This is a genomic window from Citrobacter sp. RHBSTW-00570, from assembly GCF_013739755.1.
Classification (GTDB): Bacteria; Pseudomonadota; Gammaproteobacteria; order Enterobacterales; family Enterobacteriaceae; genus Citrobacter; species Citrobacter braakii.
Genome location: NZ_CP056399.1, coordinates 1,104,908 through 1,130,311 on the forward strand (window position 1 = coordinate 1,104,908; position 25,404 = coordinate 1,130,311).

The following is a 25,404-nucleotide window of genomic DNA, read 5'->3' on the forward strand; positions in this document are numbered from 1 at the left end:
GACGCGTGAGCGTCGTCATCCGGCAATCAGATCTTTACCCTAACAACTTCTTCGCTTCGCGCGCAACGTTATCCATTTCATCCAGAAGCTCTAAAAACTCAGGCTCCAGCTCTTCTTCTTTGCTCCCGCTACGTAATTGCTGCTCAATCAGCTGACACAGGTTTTTCATGCGGGGAACGCCGCTATAACCGCAACTGCCATGCAGTTTATGGATCATATCCACCAGTCCTTCAGGGTTTTCACCTACCAGCTGTTCTTCAATTTTGTTACGCACTTCGGGCAGAAAATCGAGCAGCATTTGCAGCATATCCCGCGCCAGATCGTTTTTACCGGCGGCTTGCCTTAACGCCAGTTGCCAGTCGAGTGTGGTATTCGGATTGACGACCGGTTCAACAGCGAGCGCCCTCAGCGATGAGCTCGCGCCGGGTTTGTAGCGTAACAGCAGATTATGCAGCTTATCTTCTTCGATAGGCTTCGCCAGGTAATCGTTCATACCGGCGCTGAGCAGCTTCTCTTTTTGCCCGGCCATGGCATGCGCGGTGACCGCAATGACCGGCGTCTGTTGTTGATGAGGAAGCTGGTGGATCAGTTCGCAGGCGCGAATACCGTCCATGTCTGGCATCTGAATATCCATCAGGATGAGATCAAACTGCATCTGTTTGGCGCGATCCACTGCCTGATGTCCGCTGTCGCAGAGCACGACGTGCTGCACTTTATCTTCCAGCAGTGCGCCAATCAGCTTGAGGTTCGCCGGGTTGTCGTCCACCGCCATGACGGTCATCGCAATTTTGCTCTCGTCTAACAGTAGCGGAGCCGCGCTGTGGTTCAGTTGACAATACTCTGTCAACGCTGGCAGTAAGCGGGTTGAGGTTAGAGGTTTCAACAGGCACGCCGCCGCGCCGCCCTGCTTTAATTTCTCGGCGTTAATCTGCGCATGGCAAGGCAGAGCCAGTAACAAAAAGTCGGTCATCGCCGCTGCGCTTGCCAGCCGCTCATGCTGCATGGTGAGCGGTTCGCGTAAAGTGACCGGTATGCCAAGCAGCAGAATATCGTAGTGATCCTTCGGCAGCCCGGAGAATGAAGGGCTGTAAATCACCTCCAGCGGCGTTTCACTCAAGATATCTAACGTGCATTGCGCGGCTGTTGCGTTAGGTTCAACGTAGGCCAGCCGCTTTCCGGCCAGACAGTGCGTGGTTGAGCGATCCACGAGAACGTTAGGGTTGAGATCGAGGCTGATATGGAACCAGAACGTGGAGCCCCGGTTCGGCTGGCTGTGGAAGGAGATATCCCCGCCCATTTCATTGACCAGCTTTTGCGTAATGACCAGGCCCAGTCCTGTCCCGCCGTGGCGGCGGGAAATACTGGCATCGGCCTGGCGGAAGGCCTGGAACAGGCGTGACTGATCGCGCTCAGGGATGCCAATTCCGGTATCGCGGATTTGCACTTCAATTTGCACTTTCGTGTTACTGAGGGCGCGTTTCTCGACCAGAATGTCGATATTGCCGCCTTCGGTAAATTTGATGGCATTGCCAACCAGATTAGTGATTACCTGCTGTAAGCGCAGCGGGTCCCCGATGACGTTGTCCGGCACGTCATTCTTAATATTTAGCGTCAGCTCAAGCCCTTTATCATGGGATGAGTGCGCTAACAGCGTGACGACGTCATCCAGCGTGCTACGCAGCGGGAATGGGATGCTTTCCAGAATCAGTTTGCCCGCCTCAAGTTTGGAGAAGTCGAGCACATCATTGATGATGGCCAACAGATTGTTGGCCGAGCGTTCAATCGTATTCAGGTGATCGCGCTGCGTCGTGTTGAGCTCGGTTTTAAGCGTCAGGCGGGTGAAGCCAATCACGCCATTCAGCGGCGTACGCAGCTCATGCGACATGTTAGCCAGAAACTCAGACTTAATACGCGCCGCTTCCTGGGCGCGTTTCTTCGCCAGATCCAGTTCGACGTTCTGGATTTCCATCTGCTCCAACGTTTCGCGCAGGTCAGAGGTGGCCTGGTCGATGTTGTGCTGCATCTCTTCATGGTAGGCCGCAAGTGACATCGCCATCGAGTTGATGCCATTTTTGAGCATATCCAGCTCGCCCAACATGAAACCTTCGACGCGGCTGTCGAGCTGGCCTCTACGTATTCGGTCAACGGTATTCACCATATTGCGAATCGGGCCAGTCACGTCGCGCATCAGACGCCAGCCAAAAATTAACGCAATACCGATACAAAACAGCATCATTACGCTGGAGATAAAGATCTCTTTATACTGCTGCAATCGTACTGACTTGAGGTCCAGCTCAAGCGCTACATACCCCAGCATATTTTCCGTATTTTTGGCGTCGCTGACGGCAGATTCATCCGGCGAATAGCTTTCCGATATAATTGGCGTTCGCAGGATCATGATATCCCCGAGCCGGGTGACGCTCAGCTTTCGGGGAAATGGTGAACCGGTTGCCAGCTGCATTTCAGACGGATCGAGATGAAAATTGGATGTGACAAACAGCCGGTTATTCTCGTCATAGACAGAAATTGCCCGCACGATATCGGAATGGCGACGATGCAGCACGCTGATAAGTTGGCCGATGGATTCTCTGTTTTGCAGATTCATGCCATATTCGCTGGAGACCGCGAGTGGCTCAATGATGCTGGCGCCAGCATCTTCCAGTTGACGCTGCAAGTCGTTATAGCGATGCACAACAAAAAAGATACTGAGCAGCAAACCAATCAGGACGGTCGGGGCCAGGATCAGAATCATCATGCGTGCGCGCAGGCTGTAGTTGGTCATGGAGTTCCGTTATGGGACAATTAGGGTCACACTGTTAAATAGAGATATATCTCGTCGATGGCGCAATTCTACTCTGCAAAACGACGCGTGACGACGCGTCAGATCATAACCGTTACCGTCAATGACCTTGATCCTTTCGGCCAGGGCGTTGCTCGCCATAACGGAAAGGCGTTGTTTATACCGGAATTGCTACCTCAGGAAAGCGCCGAGGTAGTGATTACCGAAGATAAAAAACAGTTCGCCCGCGCGCAAGTAAAACGACGTTTAAACGACAGTCCGCAGCGTGAAGTGCCACGTTGCCCGCATTTTGGCGTGTGCGGCGGCTGCCAGCAGCAGCATGCCAGCATCTCGTTGCAGCAGCGTAGCAAAAGCGCGGCGTTGTCGCGTTTAATGAAATGTGAAGTGTCGGATGTTATAGCTGATACCCCGTGGGGCTATCGTCGTCGCGCCAGGTTGAGCCTGAACTATCGGCCAAAAGAACAAAAATTGCAGATGGGGTTTCGCAAATCCGCATCCAGCGACATTATCGATGTCAAACAATGCCCTATTTTGGTGCCCCAGCTTGAAGCGCTCTTGCCCCACATCCGGGCGTGTCTGGAAAGTCTGCAAGGGTTACGCCATCTTGGTCATGTCGAGCTGGTGCAGGCGGGGAGCGGAACCCTGATGATTTTGCGCCACACGGCGCCATTAAGTGTTCAGGATAAAGAAAAACTGGAATGCTTTTCGCATTCTCAGGGGCTGTCTTTGTTTCTGGCCCCGCAAAGCGAGATACTGGAATCAATATCAGAAGAGTCGCCCTGGTATGACTCAAATGGACTACGGTTAACCTTCAGCCCGCGTGATTTTATTCAGGTCAATGAAGGGGTAAACCAACAAATGGTGGCCCGTGCGCTCGAATGGCTGGATGTGCAACCTGAAGATCGCGTACTCGATCTGTTCTGTGGAATGGGTAATTTTACCCTGCCGTTGGCAACCCGGGCTGCAAACGTGGTGGGGGTGGAAGGGGTACCGGCGCTGGTGGAAAAAGGCCGGGAAAACGCGCTGAATAACGGATTACACAATGTGACATTCTTTCATGAAAACCTTGAGGAAGATGTTACCCGGCAGCCGTGGGCGAAAAACGGATTCGACAAAGTATTGCTCGATCCTGCGCGTGCGGGGGCTGCAGGTGTGATGCAACATATTATAAAATTAGAACCTATACGCGTTGTTTATGTATCCTGTAACCCGGCAACGCTGGCTCGTGACAGCGATGCTTTGCTCGACGCGGGATATGTCATACGGCGACTGGCGATGCTCGATATGTTCCCGCACACTGGACACCTGGAATCAATGGTCCTGTTTGAGCGTATGTAATAAATTTTGTACCCATTGGATTTCGGGTGGTAATGCAGCGTGAAAGACAATGGGTATGGCTTGTCGACTTCGACAGGCCAGGCCCCTTAAGGAGAGGACAATGGTTGCGGTAAGAAGTGCACATATAAATAAAGCTGGTGAGTTTGATCCAAAGAAATGGATCGCGAGTCTGGGGATCTCCAGCCAGCAGTCGTGTGAACGCTTAGCCGAAACCTGGGCGTACTGCCAGCAGCAGACACAGGGGCATCCGGATGCGGAACTGCTGCTGTGGCGTGGCGTGGAGATGGTAGAAATACTCTCCATGTTGAGCATGGATATCGACACGCTGCGCGCAGCAATGCTGTTCCCTCTGGCAGATGCCAACGTGGTCAGTGAAGACATCCTGCGCGAGAGCGTGGGCAAATCCATTGTTCATCTTATCCACGGCGTGCGGGATATGGCGGCAATACGCCAGCTTAAGGCCACTCATACCGATTCAGTCTCTTCCGAACAGGTCGATAACGTTCGCCGCATGCTGCTGGCTATGGTGGATGATTTCCGCTGTGTGGTCATCAAGCTGGCGGAGCGGATTGCACATCTGCGTGAAGTGAAGGACGCACCGGAAGATGAACGCGTTCTGGCGGCAAAAGAGTGCACCAATATCTATGCGCCGCTGGCCAACCGTTTGGGTATCGGGCAATTAAAATGGGAACTGGAAGATTACTGCTTCCGTTACCTGCACCCGGCTGAATACAAACGTATTGCCAAGCTGCTGCACGAACGTCGCATCGATCGCGAGCATTATATTGATGAGTTCGTCGGTCATTTGCGCTCAGAGATGAAAACGGAAGGCGTCAAAGCCGAAGTGTACGGACGTCCGAAACACATCTACAGCATCTGGCGCAAAATGCAGAAAAAGCAGCTGGCCTTCGATGAACTTTTCGACGTGCGCGCAGTGCGTATCGTGGCGGAGCGTTTACAGGACTGCTATGCCGCGCTCGGGATAGTGCATACTCACTATCGCCATCTGCCGGATGAGTTCGATGACTATGTCGCTAACCCGAAACCCAACGGCTATCAGTCAATTCATACGGTTGTGCTGGGACCGGGCGGGAAAACCATTGAAATTCAGATCCGTACGAAACAGATGCACGAAGATGCCGAACTGGGCGTTGCGGCACACTGGAAGTATAAAGAGGGCACCGCTTCAGGCGTGGCGCGTTCTGGTCATGAAGATCGTATTGCATGGCTGCGTAAGCTGATCGCCTGGCAGGAAGAGATGGCGGACTCTGGTGAAATGCTGGATGAAGTCCGTAGCCAGGTCTTTGATGACCGAGTGTACGTCTTTACGCCAAAAGGCGACGTTGTGGACTTACCTGCAGGCTCCACACCGCTCGATTTTGCTTATCATATTCACAGTGATGTGGGGCATCGTTGCATTGGCGCGAAAATTGGCGGGCGCATCGTACCGTTTACCTACCAGCTGCAGATGGGCGATCAAATTGAAATTATCACCCAGAAACAGCCCAACCCAAGCCGCGACTGGTTGAACCCTAACCTCGGCTATGTCACCACCAGTCGGGGGCGTTCGAAGATCCACGCCTGGTTCCGTAAACAGGACCGCGACAAAAACATCCTTGCTGGCCGCCAGATCCTCGACGATGAGCTGGCGCATTTAGGCATTAGCCTGAAAGAAGCGGAAAAGCACCTGCTGCCGCGCTACAGCTTCAATGAGCTGGATGAGCTGCTGGCGGCGATTGGTGGGGGGGACATTCGCCTCAACCAGATGGTGAACTTCCTGCAGGCGCAGTTTAATAAGCCAAGCGCAGCCGAACAGGATGCCGCCGCGCTGAAACAGCTTCAGCAGAAAACGCAGGCGCCGCAGAGTCGCCGTAAAGACGATGGTCGCGTGGTGGTGGAAGGGGTGGGTAACCTGATGCACCACATCGCGCGCTGCTGCCAGCCGATTCCAGGCGATGAAATTGTCGGGTTTATCACTCAGGGCCGCGGTATTTCCGTGCACCGGGCGGATTGCGAACAGTTGACCGAGCTGCGCTCCCATGCGCCGGAACGTATTGTTGATGCGGTTTGGGGTGAAAGCTACTCGGCAGGATATTCGCTGGTGGTTCGCGTCCAGGCCAACGATCGCAGCGGCTTATTACGTGATATCACCACGATTCTTGCCAACGAAAAGGTGAACGTGCTGGGGGTTGCCAGCCGGAGTGATACCAAACAGCAACTGGCTACCATCGATATGACCATCGAAATCTATAACCTGCAGGTGCTCGGGCGCGTGCTTGGCAAGCTGAACCAGGTGCCGGATGTGATCGACGCACGTCGTCTGCACGGTAATTAATTATTTTATAGGCCAGATAAGTTTGCATGCCTGGTGAGGCGCGTTAGCGTTGCCATCAGGCATTGCCATGTTGCCGGATATCGGCTGTCGTCTTAGCTGGCCTCGCGTATTGAAATTTCAGGATATTCCAATGAATCAAATCGACCGACTGCTCGGTATTATGCAGCGCCTGCGCGACCCGGAAAACGGTTGTCCCTGGGACAAAGAGCAGACATTCGCCACTATTGCCCCTTACACCCTCGAAGAAACCTATGAAGTGCTGGACGCAATTGCGCGGGAAGACTTCGACGACCTGCGTGGAGAGCTGGGTGACTTGCTGTTCCAGGTGGTGTTTTACGCCCAGATGGCGCAGGAAGAAGGACGTTTCGATTTCAATGATATTTGCGCCGCTATCAGCGATAAGCTTGAGCGTCGCCACCCACATGTTTTTGCTGATGTTTCTGCCAGTAACAGCACTGAGGTGTTGACCCGCTGGGAGCAAATCAAAAGCGAAGAACGCGCCCAGAAGGCGCAGCATTCCGCGCTCGACGATATTCCCCGTAGTTTACCGGCGTTAATGCGCGCCCAAAAAATCCAGAAACGCTGCTCTAATGTTGGCTTCGACTGGAAAACATTAGGACCGGTTGTCGACAAGGTTTACGAAGAGATCGATGAAGTCATGTTTGAGGCGAAGCAGGCTGTTGTCGACCAGGCTAAACTGGAGGAGGAAATGGGCGACCTGCTGTTTGCGACGGTCAATATGGCTCGGCATTTGGGCACTAAAGCAGAGACCGCATTGCAAAAAGCGAACGAGAAATTTGAGCGCCGTTTTCGTGAGGTTGAGCGAATTGTAGCGGCTCGGGGTCTGGAAATGACTGGTGTTGATCTGGAAACTATGGAAGAAGTCTGGCAACAAGTAAAACGGCAGGAAATTGATCTCTAAGGGATTTCGTCGGTCAAGGGCGATTTGTGTGATTTTTTAAATAACAAGCGCTTGATTTACGTCAAAAACATTTACCCCAAAGGGGCTATTTTCTCACTCCCGATGTTTATGTGAGCCTGGTGAAGAGGAGGAATAATGAAAGTTTGTGGCGCTCGTCATGTTCGGGTATACTACTTTCCCGTCTTGGTAATTCCATCGTTTCACCCTAACTTCTCAGGTCCAGCATGACAACGAACTATATTTTTGTGACCGGCGGGGTCGTATCCTCTCTGGGTAAAGGCATTGCCGCAGCCTCCCTGGCAGCCATTCTTGAGGCTCGTGGCCTCAACGTGACCATGATGAAACTGGATCCGTATATCAACGTCGATCCAGGTACTATGAGTCCAATCCAACACGGGGAAGTGTTCGTTACTGAAGACGGCGCTGAAACCGACCTGGACCTGGGTCACTATGAGCGTTTCATTCGTACCAAAATGACTCGCCGCAATAACTTCACTACCGGTCGAATTTACTCCGATGTCCTGCGCAAAGAGCGCCGTGGTGACTATCTGGGTGCAACCGTACAGGTTATCCCGCACATCACCAACGCGATTAAAGAGCGTGTCCTTGCCGGTGGCGAAGGTCATGACGTCGTTCTGGTTGAAATCGGCGGTACGGTCGGTGATATCGAATCCCTGCCATTCCTGGAAGCGATTCGCCAATTAGCGGTGGATATCGGTCGTGAACACGCGCTGTTCATGCACCTGACTCTGGTTCCTTACCTGGCCGCTGCCGGTGAAGTCAAAACTAAACCGACTCAGCACTCGGTAAAAGAGTTGCTGTCTATCGGTATTCAGCCTGACATTCTGATCTGTCGTTCCGATCGCGCGGTTCCGGCCAACGAACGTGCAAAAATTGCATTGTTCTGTAACGTGCCAGAAAAAGCCGTTATTTCAATGAAAGATGTCGATTCCATCTATAAAATTCCAGGCCTGTTGAAATCCCAGGGCCTTGACGATTATATTTGTAAACGATTCAGCTTGAACTGTCCGGAAGCTAATCTGTCAGAATGGGAACAGGTTATCTACGAAGAAGCGAATCCGGCAGGCGAAGTGACTATCGGTATGGTCGGCAAGTATATTGAACTGCCGGATGCCTATAAGTCAGTTATCGAAGCATTGAAGCACGGTGGTCTGAAGAATCGTGTCACCGTCAACATTAAGCTGATCGATTCGCAAGATGTCGAAACGCGCGGCGTTGAGATCCTGAAAGGTCTTGATGCAATCCTGATCCCTGGCGGCTTCGGCTACCGTGGTGTTGAAGGTAAGATCGCGACAGCGCGCTTTGCGCGTGAAAACAATGTTCCTTATCTGGGTATTTGCCTGGGTATGCAGGTTGCGTTGATTGAGTTTGCACGTAACGTAGTGGGTATGGATAACGCCAACTCCACGGAATTTGTGCCAGACTGTAAGTACCCGGTGGTGGCCCTGATTACCGAATGGCGCGATGAAGACGGCAACGTTGAAGTCCGTACCGAGAAGAGCGATCTGGGCGGCACAATGCGCCTTGGCGCCCAGCAGTGTCAGTTGAGCGACGATAGCCTGGTTCGTCAGCTGTACGGCGCGCCGACAATTGTTGAACGCCATCGCCACCGTTACGAAGTCAACAATATGCTGTTGAAACAGATTGAAGCTGCGGGTCTGCGTATTGCAGGCCGTTCCGGTGATGATCAGTTGGTCGAGATCATTGAGGTACCGAATCATCCGTGGTTCGTGGCCTGTCAGTTCCACCCGGAATTTACTTCCACGCCACGTGATGGGCACCCGCTGTTTGCCGGCTTTGTGAAAGCCGCCAGTGAACATCAGAAGCGTCAGGCGAAGTAAGAAGTAAAAAAGTTAGAACGGCAATGCACCCATCCGGGTGCATTGTTTGTCTGGAGTTTTAGTTTAACTTGTACTGAGGAAAATCTAATGTCCAAAATCGTTAAAATCATCGGTCGTGAAATCATCGACTCCCGTGGTAACCCGACTGTTGAAGCCGAAGTACACCTGGAAGGTGGTTTCGTTGGTATGGCAGCAGCTCCGTCAGGTGCTTCTACTGGTTCCCGCGAAGCACTGGAACTGCGCGACGGCGACAAATCCCGTTTCATGGGTAAAGGCGTACTGAAAGCTGTTGCAGCTGTTAACGGCCCAATTGCTCAGGCTCTGCTGGGTAAAGATGCTAAAGATCAGGCTGGCATCGACAAGATCATGATCGATCTGGACGGTACTGAAAACAAATCCAACTTCGGTGCAAACGCCATCCTGGCTGTGTCCCTGGCGAACGCCAAAGCAGCAGCTGCTGCTAAAGGCCTGCCGCTGTATGCACACATCGCTGAACTGAACGGTACTCCGGGCAAATACTCCATGCCGGTTCCGATGATGAACATCATCAACGGTGGTGAGCACGCTGACAACAACGTTGACATCCAGGAGTTCATGATTCAGCCGGTTGGCGCTAAAACCCTGAAAGAAGCCGTACGGATGGGTTCTGAAGTGTTCCATAACCTGGCTAAAGTTCTGAAAGCTAAAGGTATGAACACTGCAGTGGGTGACGAAGGCGGCTACGCGCCGAACCTGGGTTCCAACGCTGAAGCTCTGGCTGTAATCGCTGAAGCGGTTAAAGCAGCTGGCTACGAGCTGGGCAAAGACATCACCCTGGCGATGGACTGTGCAGCTTCTGAATTCTACAAAGACGGTAAATACGTTCTGGCTGGCGAAGGCAACAAAGCATTCACCTCCGAAGAATTCACTCACTTCCTGGAAGAACTGACCAAACAGTACCCGATCGTGTCCATCGAAGATGGTCTGGACGAGTCTGACTGGGACGGTTTCGCATACCAGACTAAAGTTCTGGGCGACAAAATCCAGCTGGTTGGTGACGATCTGTTCGTAACCAACACCAAGATCCTGAAAGAAGGTATCGAAAAAGGCATCGTTAACTCCATCCTGATCAAATTCAACCAGATCGGTTCTCTGACCGAAACTCTGGCTGCGATCAAAATGGCGAAAGACGCTGGCTACACCGCTGTCATCTCTCACCGTTCTGGCGAAACTGAAGACGCTACCATCGCTGACCTGGCTGTTGGTACCGCTGCAGGCCAGATCAAAACCGGTTCTATGAGCCGTTCTGACCGCGTTGCTAAGTACAACCAGCTGATTCGTATCGAAGAAGCTCTGGGTGAACAAGCGCCGTATAACGGTCGCAAAGAGATCAAAGGTCAGGCGTAATCCTGTTCTTTAACTCTTAACGTAAAAACCCGCTGCGGCGGGTTTTTTTATGCGTTCAGCGGAATTTGACGCAGATAAATCTGCTGGCTGTTTTTACCGGCAAGTTTCTGAAGGAAGCAAAATAGCGCATGATTCGTTCGCAGATTAAACTTTTTGCGGATGATGTATTTATGCACATAGAGCGTTTTCTCTGAGATTGACATGTTGCTGGCAATCTCAGATGTCGTTATCCCCTGACAGATAAAGGACATAATGCGCCTTTGCTGTCTGGTCAGGACTTTATGTGGACAATGAAAACATAATGTTTTCCCTGGCTGTATTTGCTTTTTTCTTGATTCCCGCCAGGCAGTTAATACTTTCTTTTTGACTGTCGACAGTGAGTCCTGTCGGTGAATAAAAATGATCCGGGCAATGCAAAAGGGCAGATCGGAAGGGGAGTCAATCACCTCATCAGTTAAGCCAATAATAATGCCTGTTGTCCTGTTCTGTAGTTCAGGAAAACACATGAGATGCTCTCCCGGAGCCAGAGAAATAACGACGATATCTGCCTTATCAAAGTTTTGTTGGGAGTAGGATGTTAAAAAGCCAATTTTATTGGCGGTTCTTCCAAGGAATATCTCTATAAAAAAATGTTTCAATCCTTCGCGATAAAATTCGTAAGGGTCCTGTATGAGTATTTTCATATTAAATATACCAGAGCCAGTAGAGGCATTTATTAATAATAATTAGGGTGGTTTTTTTAGTAATTCAAATTCATTTGCACCAAAGAATTAAACGTATTGGGAAGGGGGCAGATACCAGTCAGTAAAAAGATCGCTGGATACAGGGGACAAAGCGCCAGGATAGAATAATTCATTTGTTGCACCATGATAAATATCCTTTACACAGAAATAGTTCGGTTTACTGATAAGTCATTGTGAATTGCAAAATAGTAACTTAATTGTAAGTAAAGTTGGCCTGAACGATACCAGCGATCGTCCCCGGCATCACATTGCCTTTGGAATAGGCCCGGGCACGTAAATTGTATGTAACGGTACGATCGGCCAGGACTGATTGAGTAATATTCGTATTATTTCCTTTCAGGTAACCGGTGCTGACCTGGATCAGTTCTATCGCAACGTTCGCCGTTCCGGTATTTTTATAGCGTACCGGAAAGTCGGGATCTTCCGTTCCGGTAAATGTCACGACCACGCTGGTGGTTCCCACCGGGCAACTGGCAAGGTTAATGGTAAAATTTACCGGGGTAGAGGTTGTACCTGCCGCTGCAATATCTGCAGCCGGGATGTCTCCCAAATTAACATTGATATTGCTGCCACTGGCTACGACACACGGGGACGCAATAACTTTCCCGGTAATATTAATATTGACCGGTTCGGCCCCGGCAATATGGATTGTCGCTCCCAGATACAGCCCCGCCAGCGCCAGATGAATGAATCTTTTTTGAATATTCATTTTATGCCTCTCCTTGTATAATTCTGATGGCCGAGTCGCCTACTGATAAGTAATATTGAGCGTCGCAGTGGCGTTAGCGCTGCCTGCGGTCACGTTGTCTTTCGTCTGAAAATAGCGTGCGGTGAAGGCTCCCGGAGGGAATTCCTGCCCGCCTGCTGAGGTTTTCAGCACGATGTTGTTATTCAGCTTCAGGGGCGCGCCCCCATAAAGCAGCTGGATCCCGATTCCGCTCGCAACCCCTGACATCCCAGCTCCTGATAATGCCAGGATACTGTCATTGGCGGTTTCAGTACTTTGCGTCCCGCTTAACGATGCGTTAATCCGGGTGCCCGCATCACAGTTAAGGTCTATTGTGAAAGTCCGATCGCCTTTGGTGGATCCTGCACCGCTAAAACTATCCGCTAATACCGGATCCAGGGGGACAGCGATACTCGCGTTATTTATTGCGCATGCCTGGACCGTCACCACCACTGACCCCGCACCTGACCAGATGGGATTTAAATCCCACTGTCCGCTTTGATTATTTAACGAATAGCTTGAGGTTACAGACGGTATTGTCGTTATTGCTCCTGAGGAGACATTGGGCCTGGTTTTCACAAATTGCAATGATGCACCCATGGATAAACCCTGCGTGTCCTTTTTAAGTATATGGCAGGTATAAGTCCGGGTTGAGTTTGAAATATGATCGTCAAATTGCACCGGGCAAAAAGACAATGAGCCTGTATTCAGGGCAAAATTATAACGAACGCCAATTCCGTCAACATTCGTGGGATAGACATCGGTATAACCTGCAACGGGGGCTGAATTAACCTGTAAACGCAAGTACACATCTCTGTCGGCGTCAGGATCCCCGAAGCAACCCAGCCCCCATACTTCGCTGCCAATAGATCCAAATTTATTACTGAAAACATTCATGGTGGCGTCGTCACGTTGATAATTTAACGCTCCTGAGAACGTATAATACCCGCCGGAATTTACACAGCTGGCCGCTTCAACAGAGGCAGTAAACGCACCGGTTAACCCAAGTACCAGGACGAATATATGATTCTTCTGTATCTGTAACATAACGCATACCCTCGCCGCTATTTCAGGTGACTATTCTCAGCAACCCATTCAGAGCCTGGCTCTAAGCAGGGTGGTTTTGTTTATCGGTAAGTAAAATTCATTTGTACCAGGGAATTAAACGTACCGGGGAGGGTAGTGTCAGAGACAATCACCCGACCAGCCAGTAAAAAGGTCGCCTTGCGCTGAGCGTCAACCAGGACGTTCATGCTGCTGCCGTTTCCCTGCACCTGCGCCTTGTTTGTGTCCTGGGCCATTTGCACGGCGGCGTTGGCGGCGGTCCCCGTACTGGCATACAGCGTGGGATCTTCTACGGCCGGCTGTCCGTTGAACGTCACGTCCACCGATGTCGTTCCTGCCGGGCATTTGAAAAGCCTCACCTCGAAGGATTTCCACGCGGACGCATTTCCGTCGGCGCGCATTTCATTTAAGCGGAGCTGGCCGAAATTAACGCTCTGGTTTTGCGAGGCGATCTCGACCACGCAGGGAGACGCCACAACATGACCACCGATATTGATCTCCGCAGCATATGCAGAGCACGCCAGACAAAGCGCGGGGAGAACATATTTCATTTGTTGCTGCATGATAAACACCCGTTGAGCAGAGAAGTCAGGTTTACTGATAAGTGAAGGTGACTTGTGAAACGCTCACTATCGTGCCGGGCATAACGTCTGCCGCTGCAGCAATGGCGCGTGCGCCTATCGGGAAGGAGACAGTGCGGTCGGTTGCAACATTACGCTTTAATGTGGTTCCCGGACCTAAAAACTTACCGTTACCGGAACCCAGACTCTCTTTAAGCTGTACGTTAACATTGGTTGCCGTCCCGGTATTGACATAATCCCCGGGGCTGTTTGCTGCTGGCGTTCCGGAAAAGGCAGCCGTTACCGATGTTGTGCCAAAAGGACAATCTTTTAAGATTAAATAAAAGATTTTGAATGTTGTGACGTTACCAGGCTGTGCCAGGGCGGTGGCCTGAATATTATCACCCAAATTAACATTGAGCTGTGATTGGGTGGTGTCAACAGTACAAGGTGAGGCGACGACTTTGCCGGTAATATTAATATTGACCGGTTCTGCTTCGGCAATATTTACTGCCGCTCCCAGATATAGCCCCGCCAGCGCCAGATGAATGAATCTTTTATGAATATTCATTTAGTCCCCTCCTTTTTATAACTCAGATGGCGGAGCCGTCTACTGATAAGTAATATTGAGCGTCGCGGTGGCGTTAGCGCTGCCCGCGGTCACGTTGTCTTTCGTCTGAAAATTATCCCATGCCATACCCCCCTTTTGTTGTTCGATATTGCAGGCGGCAAGCGCAGAAAATGAGCTGCATATTAGAAAAGCAGCGCTCCAGATAATTTTCTGAAATTTCATTTTGTTCATTGGTATACCTCAATACGCAACAGGTATCAGATAAAAAATTATTTTTTTGAACGGCTAAGTTATTTACTTAATGACACCGCTCGCTAATGATCTGAATGCCGCTATTTTCCGGCGGCGCTTTAGCCAGGGAATAATTCACCTGACACTGCTGCTCTGCGCCGTTCCCCCATTTCACTCTTAGTTCACCGCTGTCGGCCAGACCGGTCAGATACACCTGTCCGCCATCGCCAACGATAAACGCCTGGGCGCTTTTCTGCGCGGTATCGCTGACCGTCGCGCCAAATGGCACTGGCATTCCACCTTGCAGCAATAGCGTCATCATCACGCGCTGGCCCACGCTGGCGTTAAAGCTGGCCTGCACCACGGCTCCCCGCGTCGGCACCACGTTGCGGGTGGTCTGCATCAGCTCTACGTTATCGGGCAGCGTCAGCGTATTCAGCTGCACCTGGTTTTTACGGTAGGGCGAGGTATAAGGCACGATGGCATAGCCGCGCCAGTCGGTTTTCACCCCGCTCTGATTGCTCACGCCAACCCCGGAGGCTCCCGGTGCCTGAACCAGCGCCATGGTTTCACCCAGCGGTTGGCCGAAGGTGACGCCGCTGGCGTGCGCGACTATCCCGCCCTGTAGCCCGTAGTTCAGCCGCTGGCTGTTTTTGTCGTAAGCATATCCAGCAGTGACTTCAGCATAGGTTCCGCGATAGTCGGCGTTCAGATTGCCGCCGTTGCCCGTTCCCTGGCTGCCGTAACCCTGCTGGATGCTCCAGCTCAGATTATTGCCCTCAAGCGTCGTACCATTGAGACCCACGGTGTGATTGGTGCTCCCTTTCTGGCTGCTGCTGACGTTCCACCACGCGTGGGTATTACTCAACCAGCGATTCAGTGGAATGCTGATGTTCAGTGAGAACACCTGGTCGCGCTCATAGACCTTTTCTTTGCCGGAGCCCCCGCTGCGCGACGTCGAGTTAATGTTATAGCTGTAATTAAGCCCGTAGCTGATGCCGTTCCAGCTATTGTTGTAACCGGCGCCGATCGACCGCAGGGTCCGGTCGCTGTTCCAGTAGTCTTCGTTTATCAGGCTCAGCGACAGCGAGCCCGCTCTTTCCCACAAATTCTGGCTCAGCGACAGTTCAGTACGGTTACGCCTGCGCTCGAAAAACGTCGGGTTGCTCCCGCCGCGCCAGGTATCCATGACTTCTGCCAGCGTGTAATAGCCATCGGTCGAGTAGCGATAACCGGCAATGGCGAAGTTAGTCCCGGTTTCGACAATATTTTTGCTGTAGCGGATCCGCCATGACTGGCCTTTCTCCTTCGGCTGGTTCTGTATCTTCGACCAGCCCTGGGTGACATCCAGCGAAAGCGCGCCAATTTCCCCCAGATTTTTACCGACGCCCAGCGCCAGCGACTGATAGTGATCCGAGAACTGGCCGCCGCCATAGAGGGTAAAACCCCGGGGCAGGCCGTAGATCAGCGTCGCCTGGCTAAACGGCGTCTTTTCCACGCTGCGGTCATACGAACGATACTGGCCGCTGGTCAATGAATATTTCAGCCGCTGTTCACGCTGGAGCACCGGCAGTGAGGCAAACGGTACGACGAGATTCTGCTCGCTGCCGTTATCTTCTTTAATCGTCACATAGAGATCCCCGCTGCCACCGGTGGCGTACATGTCGTTGATTTCAAATGCGCCCGGCGCCACATAGCTCTGATAAATAACATACCCGTTCTGCCGGATAATCACCTGCGCATTGGTTCGCGCGATGCCTTTGATCGCCGGCGCATAGCCCTTCATGCTGTCGGGGATCATCTCCTCGTCGGACGCCAACTGCGCGCCGCGAAAAGGAACGCTGTCAAAAATATCGGACGGGGAGGCGCTGTCTCCCAGCACCAGCTGGCTCTTCAGGACACGAATATCACGGGACAAATAGGTATAGACGGTGTCCCAGCTGTCGCGACCGTTATTATCCCGCTGAAAAGTCGTGTAATTACGCAGCCGCCAGGGACCGATATTCATGCCGGGACGCAGGTTGGCGTACTGGGTCGTACTGTCCGTGCCGCTACGAGCCCGCGCCCGGGTACTGGCACCGTTCACGCTGTAATTAAGCAGCAGGGCGGTGATCCCATCATCCCACTGCGTTTCAGGAACGTAATCGCGTGGATTCATCACAATGGCGGCCTGCGGAATGCTCAACAGCAGTTGCTGCGCGCTAAAGCGAAACTCTGCGCGAGCCTGGGGGATCGCGTCCAGCCTGGCACACGGCGCGGCGGCATCGCCCAGATCCGGGAACAGGTCGGTTTTGACTCCCATCGAGTTAAGCTGGCTCACGCTCAGGCATGGCGACAGAAGCGCTTTCCCGTCCGGGCCGGGCTGCATGCTGAACTCCACTTCCCGGGTTTCCTGAAACTGGTTGTTAACAGAGATATCGACTCGGTAAACGCCCGGTGCCTGGCCGTTTTCCTCTTCAAATACGCTAAGATCGGTCTTTTCCTGATGCGGGTTGTCAATTTCCAGCATCAGCGGATTAAAATATTCCCTGGCGTGTGAGGCAAAAGTCGTTAAATTTAGTAGTAAAAAGGGTGTCGAAAAAAGATAAATCAGCCTGCGGATATTATTGGTTTGTGGATATTTGCGCAGGTTTTTTGGGCTCCCCATCTGTATAGTCCTTCCCTGAAGGGTAAATAATTTACGCCGGATTCCTGTGCTGTTATTTATCAGAATGAAGCACGATGAAGCTCGCCGATTCCGCCGTAATCATTAATAATTTTCCAGCTCACGCTATTACCCGCACCGCTGGGTAATTCAAAAATGGCGCTACTCTGCGGCGCAATATACCGGGCATCTTCCAGCTCTTTACCTGCAACGGTAACGCTCTGGAAATTCATATAAAATGAGGTCGGGTTACTCACCTCCAGCCGGTTGCCGCGGCGCTGCCAGGAAAGCTTATGGGTTAACACTTCCGCGGAGCCTGTTAAACCTTCAGGGCGATAGATCAGTTTGATGCGCGTTTTGACCGCGATCTGCAGCAAGTTTTTACCCTGATCTTTTTCTATCGAGGGGATACTCTTAATATTCAGCCAGTACAGCGATTCCCTGTCCTGCGGTAGATTCCCGCCCGCCCGCACGACGCGCAAGACATTTTCCTGCCCGCCGTCCAGACGAAATAACGGCGGGGTGATCACAAACGGTGTTTTCTCTGCGCGATTAATTTCCGGTTCGACCCAGCTTTGCACCAGATAAGGTGCCAGGTCCGGGTTGCTCACATTAATTGAAGACTCTTTCTTACTCCCATCGTAAATTAAGCGGGTGCCACCCACAATCAGGCCAGCCTGGGCTAACCCGGGGGTTATTATTAGTGCAGTCAGCAAGGTGAGAGGAATAAGTTTCATCATTAGTCATTCATTAAAAGAGTGAGGACGGACCGACAATAATCCATCGGTCCGAATAACAATTTCGTTATGCAGGTATGACGGGCTATTAATTATAAACAATGGTGAAACTTGCCATTGAATTAGCCTTGCCTGCGGTCACCGTTGTCGATGTGGCGATATAGCGCGCAATAAAATCCAGATTATTCACCACGCCGGTACCTGACGTCAGAGGGTATTGTTTGGATGCGTTATACAGCGGAATCGCGGTATTGGCATCGTCGTATAATTGAATCCCCACGCCGCCTGCCACGCCAGTTTCTGCGGTCAGGGCCAGCACGCCAGGACTCCCTGCTACCGGGGAGCCGTCAAACTTCACGGCCGCCTTGGTTGCGCTTACCGGGCAATCCGTGAGCTGCAACGTGAATTTGGTCGGTGCAGCAGTAGAGCCTGCGTTGGTAAAGGCGCTCTTACTGACCTGACCTAATGTCACCGTCAGCGGACTGGCCGGACTATTGGTGACTTTACAGGCAGCATCAATAATTTCGCCGTTAAAATTCACCTCTCCGTCAGCTGCCATCGCTGAAACTCCAGCCAGAGACGAAATCAGCACTCCCAGTGGCAGTAATTTGCTTTTCATGATCTATTCCTTGAGTATATTCAATTTATTAGTATTAATGTATTGCCAGGCAAACGGCAGCTTTTTGAAATTTATCAATAGAATATCGTCCCGTTTCCAGGCTCACAGATCTCTAATGATAATATTAATAAGAATGACAGTTCCCTGCTTTTATATTTAAAACGGGCTTGTCAAACGTTATAATTTGTATGAGATTATTCTTGTACATTTCAAAATATCCGGCAACACTTTTTTGGGTGTAATTTTACACCCTGTGTGTTTTCCGCGATAAAAGGGTTATGCCAGAGGGGACGGTAAGTCTTGGGAAAATAGCGACTGCAAGTTAACAAAACAAGAACATATTATAAGGGTAAACATTTCATCGAAGAGAGTACGTTATTTTTCTTCGTTGATACAATAAGTTAGTACTTTAACGGAAGATGCTCGATTGTCAAAAGGATGCCGTTTTCAATGCTGATATAGCCTCCCTTTTTAAGCTGTGCGAGGATTTTCATAATGCTGCTACGTGAAAGGCTGGTTTTCTGCTGGATATACTGCGCGGCAGAAACATCATGTCTGTATTCCGCTGGTTCACTCATCAACTCCTGTAACTGAACGCGGACAATTTCATAGGCACAGGTGGCCATGAGCCTGGTATTTATCGTATACAGTCGTGAGGTGACTCTGAGGCTATGGCAGGCCAGCAGCCTCCAGAGATTGTGTTCGGTGACGAACTGGTTGACCTTATCGGTACGGGTAATCGCGATCTCAGAGGTACTGTGGGTTTGAATAAACATCCCCGCCTCGGCGTAAAGTGTTCCACTGAGACCCATGATCCCTGGCACATACAGCGTGCCCAGCAGAATTTCACTCGTCTGATGATAGACGTTGCACACGCCGCTTCGTACCAGATAGCAGTACGCAACGCCATTATTATAAAGATATAACCGGGTGTTGGGAGGATAAATAGCAAAAGTCGCCAGAGGAGTCAGGCTTTCCAGCAGTTCGGCGGTAGCGGAAAGGATCAGACTGCGATCCGGATGTTCGGTATCCATAACATACTCCTCATGTTGATTGACGCTCACTTAAAATTTGACTCAGAATTATCCGATAGATCTTAATCTTATTTCTTTTTAAATCAATATCTTCAAAGTAATATTTAATCTTGTTTATATAACAAAATACTTCTGATAAGTAATTTATGGTTTTATTACTTATTTCCTTTTACTAAAATGGCTGTAATATCAAATTGGATGATTTTTAAGAAGAATGAATTCAGTACCCATAATAGTATTATGGATGTTTATGCAAGTTATTTATGGGTGTAATTTTACACCCATAAACAACTTTTAAAAATCTAAAACAATTATCATAATTATCGTTTATGTGAGGGGAGTGCGTTAGGGGGATGTTCATAAGCCTATGGAGGGATTTATTTGTGAATAATAAAAGAAGAGCTACCTCAATAAGTTACAGCATCAGACACAAAAAGCCTCTGGCTGATATCAATCAACTGATAAGCATCCTTACACCTTCAGCCAATAAGTTGACGCTCGCCAATAAGCAGTCACTTAACTTTAGAGTGGAAGGGGAACATAAATGTTTTTTACTTCATCACGGTAACATTACGCTTTATCGCCATGCCGACGGTATTGCCTTAAATTCAGAATCAGCTCCCTACATATTTGGCTTAAGTACGCAGTTGCTGGAGCATGATTATTTCTATATCAGAACGAATGAGACTTCTGATATTAGCGTTCTTTCTATTGCCGATGCTAACCGGATTATCGACAGGAGTAACCTGTGGAAAGGCGTAGCCGCGCTATTAATTTATAGTGCGACAAGAATGTTCGATCACTGCACGAAGATCTCGGCATTATCTTCTTATGAGATTATATGCTATCAGCTCTATGAACTGATGGATGAAACAGAAGAGGTGAGAAATAATGTCAGCATTGTTTCTTATATTTTAAGCCGTACCTTTCTGTCGCGCAGCAGCATCATGAAGATACTGGCTCAGCTGAAGACCGGAAATTATATCGAGACTGAAAAAGGCCTGCTCAGAGCGATAAACAACATACCTTCAAAATATTAAATCATCACCGCTGGCGATGGCACCTGAAGCCACAGAGGCGCGGCGGCTCCCGTACATGACCTGATGACCGAAATCTGCGATACTTATGCTTTATCCCCCTCACAGAGATGACTATGCAGTACCCGATTAACGAGATGTTCCAGACCCTGCAAGGTGAGGGTTACTTTACCGGCGTCCCCGCCATTTTTATTCGTTTACAGGGATGCCCGGTTGGCTGTGCCTGGTGCGATACCAAACACACCTGGGATAAGCTTGAGGATCGGGAAGTTTCCCTGTACAGCATCCTGGCTAAGACCAAAGAGAGCGATAAATGGGGCGCGGCGAGCAGCGAGGATCTGCTGGCGGTCATTGTGCGTCAGGGCTATACCGCCCGTCACGTGGTGATAACCGGTGGCGAGCCCTGCATTCATGACCTGATGCCGCTGACAGACCTGCTGGAAAAGAACGGCTTTAGCTGCCAGATTGAAACCAGCGGTACCCACGAAGTGCGCTGTACGCCGAATACCTGGGTGACCGTATCGCCGAAGGTGAATATGCGCGGCGGTTATGATGTGCTGTCGCAGGCGCTGGAGCGTGCGAATGAAATCAAACATCCGGTTGGTCGCGTTCGCGATATTGAAGCGCTGGATGAACTGCTGGCTACGTTGAGCGACGACAAACCGCGTATCATCGCCTTACAGCCAATCAGCCAGAAAGAAGATGCCACGCGTTTGTGTATTGATACCTGTATTGCGCGTAACTGGCGTCTGTCGATGCAGACCCATAAATATCTGAATATTGCCTGATGATAATGGGTTTATCGGCCTGCATTGAGTGCTACATGCAGGCCGGACAACCTTATGCGTTAGACCAGCTCTGAATCGAATTAACGTTATCCAGGCCGCCGTGCAGTACTTCATACGACTTTTTCAGGATCACATCGGTGTGCTGGGTTAAATCGCGGAAAATCCCTTTGTTCAGCGCGTCATAGCGTCTGGCGTTGCTTTCTATTGGTGTGAATACATCTTTCACCCGAACCATTTTTTCTATCGCGGTCTCATAGTTCGGATAGAGACCAAGCCCTACCGCCGTGTTAATGGCCGCGCCCAGGCTGGCGCAACCGTTAATGGCATTCCGTCTTGCTGGAAGATTGAACACGTCGGCAAAGATTTGCATGAATAGATCGCTGTTTGAACCACCGCCAGTGATGATCACCTGTTTAGCGAAGTGGTTAATTTCATTACACATATTGTCGTAATTGTTTTTCAGCGTCAGCGCAACGCTTTCCAGAATAGAGCGGTAAATCCATGCGTAGTCCATGCTGGAGTCAAAGCCAATCATGATCCCACGTTTGAACGGTTCCCACGGGTTGGTCAGCCAGTCCAGGACGGTCATCAGGCCATTACAACCGGGTGGTACGCTGGCCGCTTTCTTGTTCAGCAAATCTTCCGGCGACAGATCCTGCGCTTTCGCATCCTGGATTAGTGATTCCCCCAACATATCCCGCAGCCAACTGACCGTCCACATCCCTTTGCGAATGCCATAGCCTTCGTAGAGCAGCGTTTGCGGAATCGAAGACATAATTGGCCAATAAGCGACGGGATCTTTGGGCAGCGCTTTGCCGTTCATCATCAGGGCGATATAGGTGCCTAATGAGATCACCGCGGTTTCGTCGTCCAGCAATCCTGCGCCCAGGGCTTCTACCGGTTTGTCGCTGGTGGTGCAAACCACCGGTAATCCTGCCGGGAAGCTGGTCGCTTTCGCCGCAGCATCCGTCAGGTGCCCGAGCACGGTTCCCGGCATCTGCACCTCGAACAGCATCCTGCGCGGGATATTGAATTTCTTCACCACCTCCGGGTCGTCGCTCCATGTCCAGGTTTTGTAATCCACCGGCCACTGACCAAAGTAGTTGGCGATATTGTCTTTAAATTCACCGGTTAAGCGATGTGACAAATAACCTGAAAATGAGGTGACGTAAGCCACATCAGGATTGGCGTGCTCATAGGGGCGGGTGACGCGCGCGTCCTGCCAGCTGATCAATGGCGCAGCGGGCGTGCCGTCTGCTTTGAGCAATGCGCGACAGCAGCGAATGGAGCCCAGACCAATCCCGACAATGTCTTTTGGATCTCCCGCGAACTGGCTCATTAAGTCTTTGCCAGCAAAACACAATGAAGCCCATAAATCATCGTCCGGATGCTCTGCCGTATCGGCGTCGGGAGTAAACATCGGTTGCAGGAGACCTTTTCCTTCACACACCACGTTACCTTCCAGATCGTACATCACTACCTTGGTACTCTGACTTCCGCCATCAATTCCAATGATGTATTTCTTTGACATTGTCATTCTCCTTTAATTTTCCATCTTCACTCGCCGGAGGTTTCTGCGGCCAGTGAGGTTATCTTTTCCGGTGCGGCGTTGTTGGTGCGAATTTTGCGAAACAATAAGAACGTGAAGAGGATGACCATGCACAGCGCCGCCAGTCCCATCAGCCACATATTGCGATAGGCTTGTGCCGCCGGGAGCGTATCCTGCCAGTGGCCGACAATCGGATAGACGAACACGTCGGGCAGAAAACCGATCACCGAGCAGATCCCTACGGTGGTTCCCATGATGTAAGAAGGGGTTCTGGCCTCGCCGGGACAGGCCCAGTAAAGCCCGCGCGAGGCGTAGCAGGTGAAGCCCAGCAGCAGAATCAGACCGATCCCCATAACCACGGACTGCGGATTTGAGTTCGTCACCAGCAGGGCAATCAGCGCAGCGGCGCCGACAATTGAAAGCAGTTGCACCACGCGCGTTGGCGACTTAATTTTGCTGTAGGTGGTGATGATGCCGCCCAGCGGCCCACAGATAGCCCGGAAGATCTTGTTGATGACGATCCCCATGTAGCTCGCCGCGACCAGCGACATGCCGTACATTTCAGTCAGATAGTTGGTGGAGTAGCTGAGAATGGCGTAGATCGTAAAGACGCCAAAAATAACCATACTGCAATACCAGGTGGTGCTGATACGCAGCACGGCGATGATATCTTTGAGCTGAAACGCCTGCTTATCCTCTTTCGCACCGTGGCTGCGGCTGTTGCCATCGTTCACGAAGAACCAGCACAAAATTCCCAACAGGATGTAAACCACGCTATAAATCAGGATCACGGCCTTCAGGCTGTTGCTGTCGTCCGGTGCGAAGCGAGAAAAGACCCACATGGTAAATACCGCCAGCGACATGACGCCGACGCCGCGCAGGCCTTCCATCCAGCCCATGATTTTCCCTTGTTCACTGTGATCCCCCAGCAGCGAGGCGGCTTTAATTGATACCGACCACAGCATCAGGATTGTCGTGATGGCAAATGCGACCTGAATACAGAGCATGATCCACAGCGGTGGATAGGTCATCATCAGCAGACCGAGCAAGCCGGTAATTATCATGGCTGAGGTGATCATTTTGCGATGGGAGAATTTATCGGCAATAACGCCGCTGGGCGCATACAGAATAATAGCGGCAACGCCAAAGGTACTCATTATTAATCCAATTTCGGTATTGCTAAATCCCATGAATTTTGCCATGGGAATTTGATAGATATAACGTAAATAGGCTAAATCAAAACTAACGCCACCACTGAAACTAATAATGGCGAGTGTTATCCAACGGCGATATGAGGATTGTTGCATATCGGGCTCTCATTTTATGCAGACAAAAAAAAGAGAAAAGTAAACCGCCCTTTCAGGTGGATTACTTTTCTCAGGTCTCTAGTAATTGCGCTTAGAAATAACATGGAAGTGTGGGTTATAGTGTGAGAATAATCACGCTTCTTGTTTTTAGTCATCAATACAAAATGAACAAAACATCTGTGATTTTGATCACGTTAGATAATTTCTCGTTATGCTAAAAATTCATTCCAGTTACCAGAGATAATGAGAAAGGTGACTTCCCTCTAGCGGGGGAAGTTGCCTTTCTTTTTTTTTGCCTAAAGGAATTTGGAGCCAGCTATGTCAATCGAATCTCTCAATGCATTCTCAATGAATTTTTTCTCCCTGAAAGGGAAAACGGCGATCGTAACGGGCGGCAACAGCGGTCTGGGTCAGGCTTTTGCGATGGCGCTGGCGAAAGCCGGGGCGAATCTGTTTATCCCAAGTTTTGTAAAAGATAACGGTGAAACGAAGGAAATCATTGAGAAACAGGGTGTTGAAGTTGAATTCATGCAGGTGGATATCACCGAGAAAGGTGCCCCGCAGAAGATTATTGCCGCCTGCTGCGAGCGTTTTGGCACCGTTGATATTCTGGTGAACAATGCCGGAATTTGTAAGCTGAATAAGGTACTGGACTTTGGTCGTGCGGACTGGGATCCGATGATTGACGTCAACCTGACGGCGGCGTTTGAACTGAGCTACGAAGCAGCAAAAATTATGATTCCGCAAAACAGCGGTAAAATTATAAATATCTGTTCTTTGTTCTCTTATCTTGGCGGACAGTGGTCTCCGGCTTATTCAGCGACAAAACATGCGCTTGCCGGTTTTACCAAGGCGTATTGCGATGAATTGGGGCAATATAATATTCAGGTTAACGGTATCGCACCGGGATATTATGCAACGGATATTACGCTGGCTACGCGCAGCAATCCGGAAACGAATCAGCGCGTATTGGATCATATCCCAGCTAATCGTTGGGGCGATACCCAGGATTTAATGGGGGCTGCGATATTCCTTGCCAGTCAGGCTTCTAATTATGTTAACGGTCATTTACTGGTCGTCGATGGCGGTTATTTAGTTCGCTAATATCTACCTATAGTTTCTGTATTATTAATTGTTCTGCTAATTATC

21 protein-coding genes are annotated in these 25,404 nt (G+C 50.5%); 8 read left to right on the forward strand and 13 right to left on the reverse strand.

All coding sequences use genetic code 11. The features are described from left to right. Positions 1 to 34: 34 nt before the first annotated feature. On the reverse strand, positions 35 to 2,782 hold the full coding sequence (gene barA, locus HV237_RS05285) for a two-component sensor histidine kinase BarA (protein ID WP_047357900.1): 2,748 nt from the start codon (positions 2,780 to 2,782) through the stop codon (positions 35 to 37). A 57-nt stretch (positions 2,783 to 2,839) separates the two neighbouring features. Between barA and rlmD the strand changes: the two genes are divergently transcribed. From rlmD to eno, 5 genes are all read left to right on the forward strand, one after another. Beyond that, positions 2,840 to 4,138, forward strand: coding sequence for a 23S rRNA (uracil(1939)-C(5))-methyltransferase RlmD (gene rlmD / locus HV237_RS05290; RefSeq protein ID WP_047357899.1), 1,299 nt, complete (start codon positions 2,840 to 2,842; stop codon positions 4,136 to 4,138). 100 nt (positions 4,139 to 4,238) lie between these two features. After that, positions 4,239 to 6,473, forward strand: coding sequence for a GTP diphosphokinase (gene relA / locus HV237_RS05295; RefSeq protein ID WP_047357898.1), 2,235 nt, complete (start codon positions 4,239 to 4,241; stop codon positions 6,471 to 6,473). Positions 6,474 to 6,603: 130 nt separating this feature from the next. Then, positions 6,604 to 7,395 (forward strand): nucleoside triphosphate pyrophosphohydrolase, encoded by a 792-nt coding sequence (mazG, locus tag HV237_RS05300; RefSeq protein WP_016154234.1) that lies wholly within the window; start codon positions 6,604 to 6,606, stop codon positions 7,393 to 7,395. 224 nt (positions 7,396 to 7,619) lie between these two features. After that, positions 7,620 to 9,257, forward strand: a complete 1,638-nt coding sequence (gene pyrG, locus HV237_RS05305) for a CTP synthase (glutamine hydrolyzing) (protein ID WP_016154233.1) — start codon at positions 7,620 to 7,622, stop codon at positions 9,255 to 9,257. An 87-nt stretch (positions 9,258 to 9,344) separates the two neighbouring features. Continuing rightward, a complete protein-coding gene (gene eno, locus HV237_RS05310) occupies positions 9,345 to 10,643 on the forward strand; it encodes a phosphopyruvate hydratase (RefSeq protein ID WP_003034129.1) in 1,299 nt (432 codons plus the stop codon). A gap of 47 nt (positions 10,644 to 10,690) precedes the next feature. Here the strand turns inward: eno and HV237_RS05315 are convergent, their stop codons facing one another. The 10 genes from HV237_RS05315 to HV237_RS05360 form a co-directional block, all read right to left on the reverse strand. Beyond that, positions 10,691 to 11,326 (reverse strand): LuxR family transcriptional regulator, encoded by a 636-nt coding sequence (locus HV237_RS05315; RefSeq protein ID WP_047357897.1) that lies wholly within the window; start codon positions 11,324 to 11,326, stop codon positions 10,691 to 10,693. 253 nt (positions 11,327 to 11,579) lie between these two features. Next, the gene (locus tag HV237_RS05320) at positions 11,580 to 12,095 is read right to left on the reverse strand and encodes a fimbrial protein (protein ID WP_052951268.1); all 516 of its coding nucleotides are present in this window, start codon (positions 12,093 to 12,095) and stop codon (positions 11,580 to 11,582) included. A 39-nt stretch (positions 12,096 to 12,134) separates the two neighbouring features. Further along, a complete protein-coding gene (locus HV237_RS05325; protein ID WP_052951267.1) occupies positions 12,135 to 13,160 on the reverse strand; it encodes a fimbrial protein in 1,026 nt (341 codons plus the stop codon). A gap of 80 nt (positions 13,161 to 13,240) precedes the next feature. Next, positions 13,241 to 13,741, reverse strand: a complete 501-nt coding sequence (locus HV237_RS05330) for a fimbrial protein (protein ID WP_046276149.1) — start codon at positions 13,739 to 13,741, stop codon at positions 13,241 to 13,243. Between the two features lie 31 nt (positions 13,742 to 13,772). Further along, positions 13,773 to 14,309 (reverse strand): fimbrial protein, encoded by a 537-nt coding sequence (locus HV237_RS05335; protein WP_047357896.1) that lies wholly within the window; start codon positions 14,307 to 14,309, stop codon positions 13,773 to 13,775. 39 nt (positions 14,310 to 14,348) lie between these two features. Continuing rightward, positions 14,349 to 14,540 (reverse strand): hypothetical protein, encoded by a 192-nt coding sequence (locus HV237_RS05340; protein ID WP_047357895.1) that lies wholly within the window; start codon positions 14,538 to 14,540, stop codon positions 14,349 to 14,351. A 67-nt stretch (positions 14,541 to 14,607) separates the two neighbouring features. After that, positions 14,608 to 17,187 (reverse strand): fimbria/pilus outer membrane usher protein, encoded by a 2,580-nt coding sequence (locus tag HV237_RS05345; protein ID WP_082137227.1) that lies wholly within the window; start codon positions 17,185 to 17,187, stop codon positions 14,608 to 14,610. Between the two features lie 59 nt (positions 17,188 to 17,246). Then, the gene (locus HV237_RS05350; protein WP_047357916.1) at positions 17,247 to 17,921 is read right to left on the reverse strand and encodes a fimbria/pilus periplasmic chaperone; all 675 of its coding nucleotides are present in this window, start codon (positions 17,919 to 17,921) and stop codon (positions 17,247 to 17,249) included. 88 nt (positions 17,922 to 18,009) lie between these two features. Then, positions 18,010 to 18,540, reverse strand: coding sequence for a fimbrial protein (locus HV237_RS05355; protein WP_046276152.1), 531 nt, complete (start codon positions 18,538 to 18,540; stop codon positions 18,010 to 18,012). A gap of 401 nt (positions 18,541 to 18,941) precedes the next feature. Next, complete coding sequence (locus HV237_RS05360) at positions 18,942 to 19,574, reverse strand: winged helix-turn-helix transcriptional regulator (protein ID WP_046276153.1); 633 nt, start codon at positions 19,572 to 19,574, stop codon at positions 18,942 to 18,944. 383 nt (positions 19,575 to 19,957) lie between these two features. Here HV237_RS05360 and HV237_RS05365 point away from each other — a divergent pair, with 383 nt between their 5' ends. After that, the gene (locus HV237_RS05365; protein ID WP_047357915.1) at positions 19,958 to 20,614 is read left to right on the forward strand and encodes a winged helix-turn-helix transcriptional regulator; all 657 of its coding nucleotides are present in this window, start codon (positions 19,958 to 19,960) and stop codon (positions 20,612 to 20,614) included. Positions 20,615 to 20,727: 113 nt separating this feature from the next. Further along, the gene (gene queE / locus HV237_RS05370) at positions 20,728 to 21,399 is read left to right on the forward strand and encodes a 7-carboxy-7-deazaguanine synthase QueE (protein ID WP_016154229.1); all 672 of its coding nucleotides are present in this window, start codon (positions 20,728 to 20,730) and stop codon (positions 21,397 to 21,399) included. Between the two features lie 52 nt (positions 21,400 to 21,451). Here queE and HV237_RS05375 read toward each other — a convergent pair whose 3' ends face one another. After that, on the reverse strand, positions 21,452 to 22,930 hold the full coding sequence (locus HV237_RS05375; protein WP_047357894.1) for an FGGY-family carbohydrate kinase: 1,479 nt from the start codon (positions 22,928 to 22,930) through the stop codon (positions 21,452 to 21,454). Between the two features lie 26 nt (positions 22,931 to 22,956). Next, positions 22,957 to 24,255: an MFS transporter gene (locus HV237_RS05380; protein WP_047357893.1), complete on the reverse strand. Its 1,299-nt coding sequence runs from the start codon at positions 24,253 to 24,255 to the stop codon at positions 22,957 to 22,959. Positions 24,256 to 24,573: 318 nt separating this feature from the next. Here HV237_RS05380 and HV237_RS05385 point away from each other — a divergent pair, with 318 nt between their 5' ends. Beyond that, positions 24,574 to 25,359 carry an SDR family oxidoreductase gene (locus HV237_RS05385; protein ID WP_016154226.1) on the forward strand — a complete coding sequence of 262 codons (786 nt, stop codon included), beginning with the start codon at positions 24,574 to 24,576 and terminating at the stop codon, positions 25,357 to 25,359. Positions 25,360 to 25,404 lie beyond the last annotated feature (45 nt).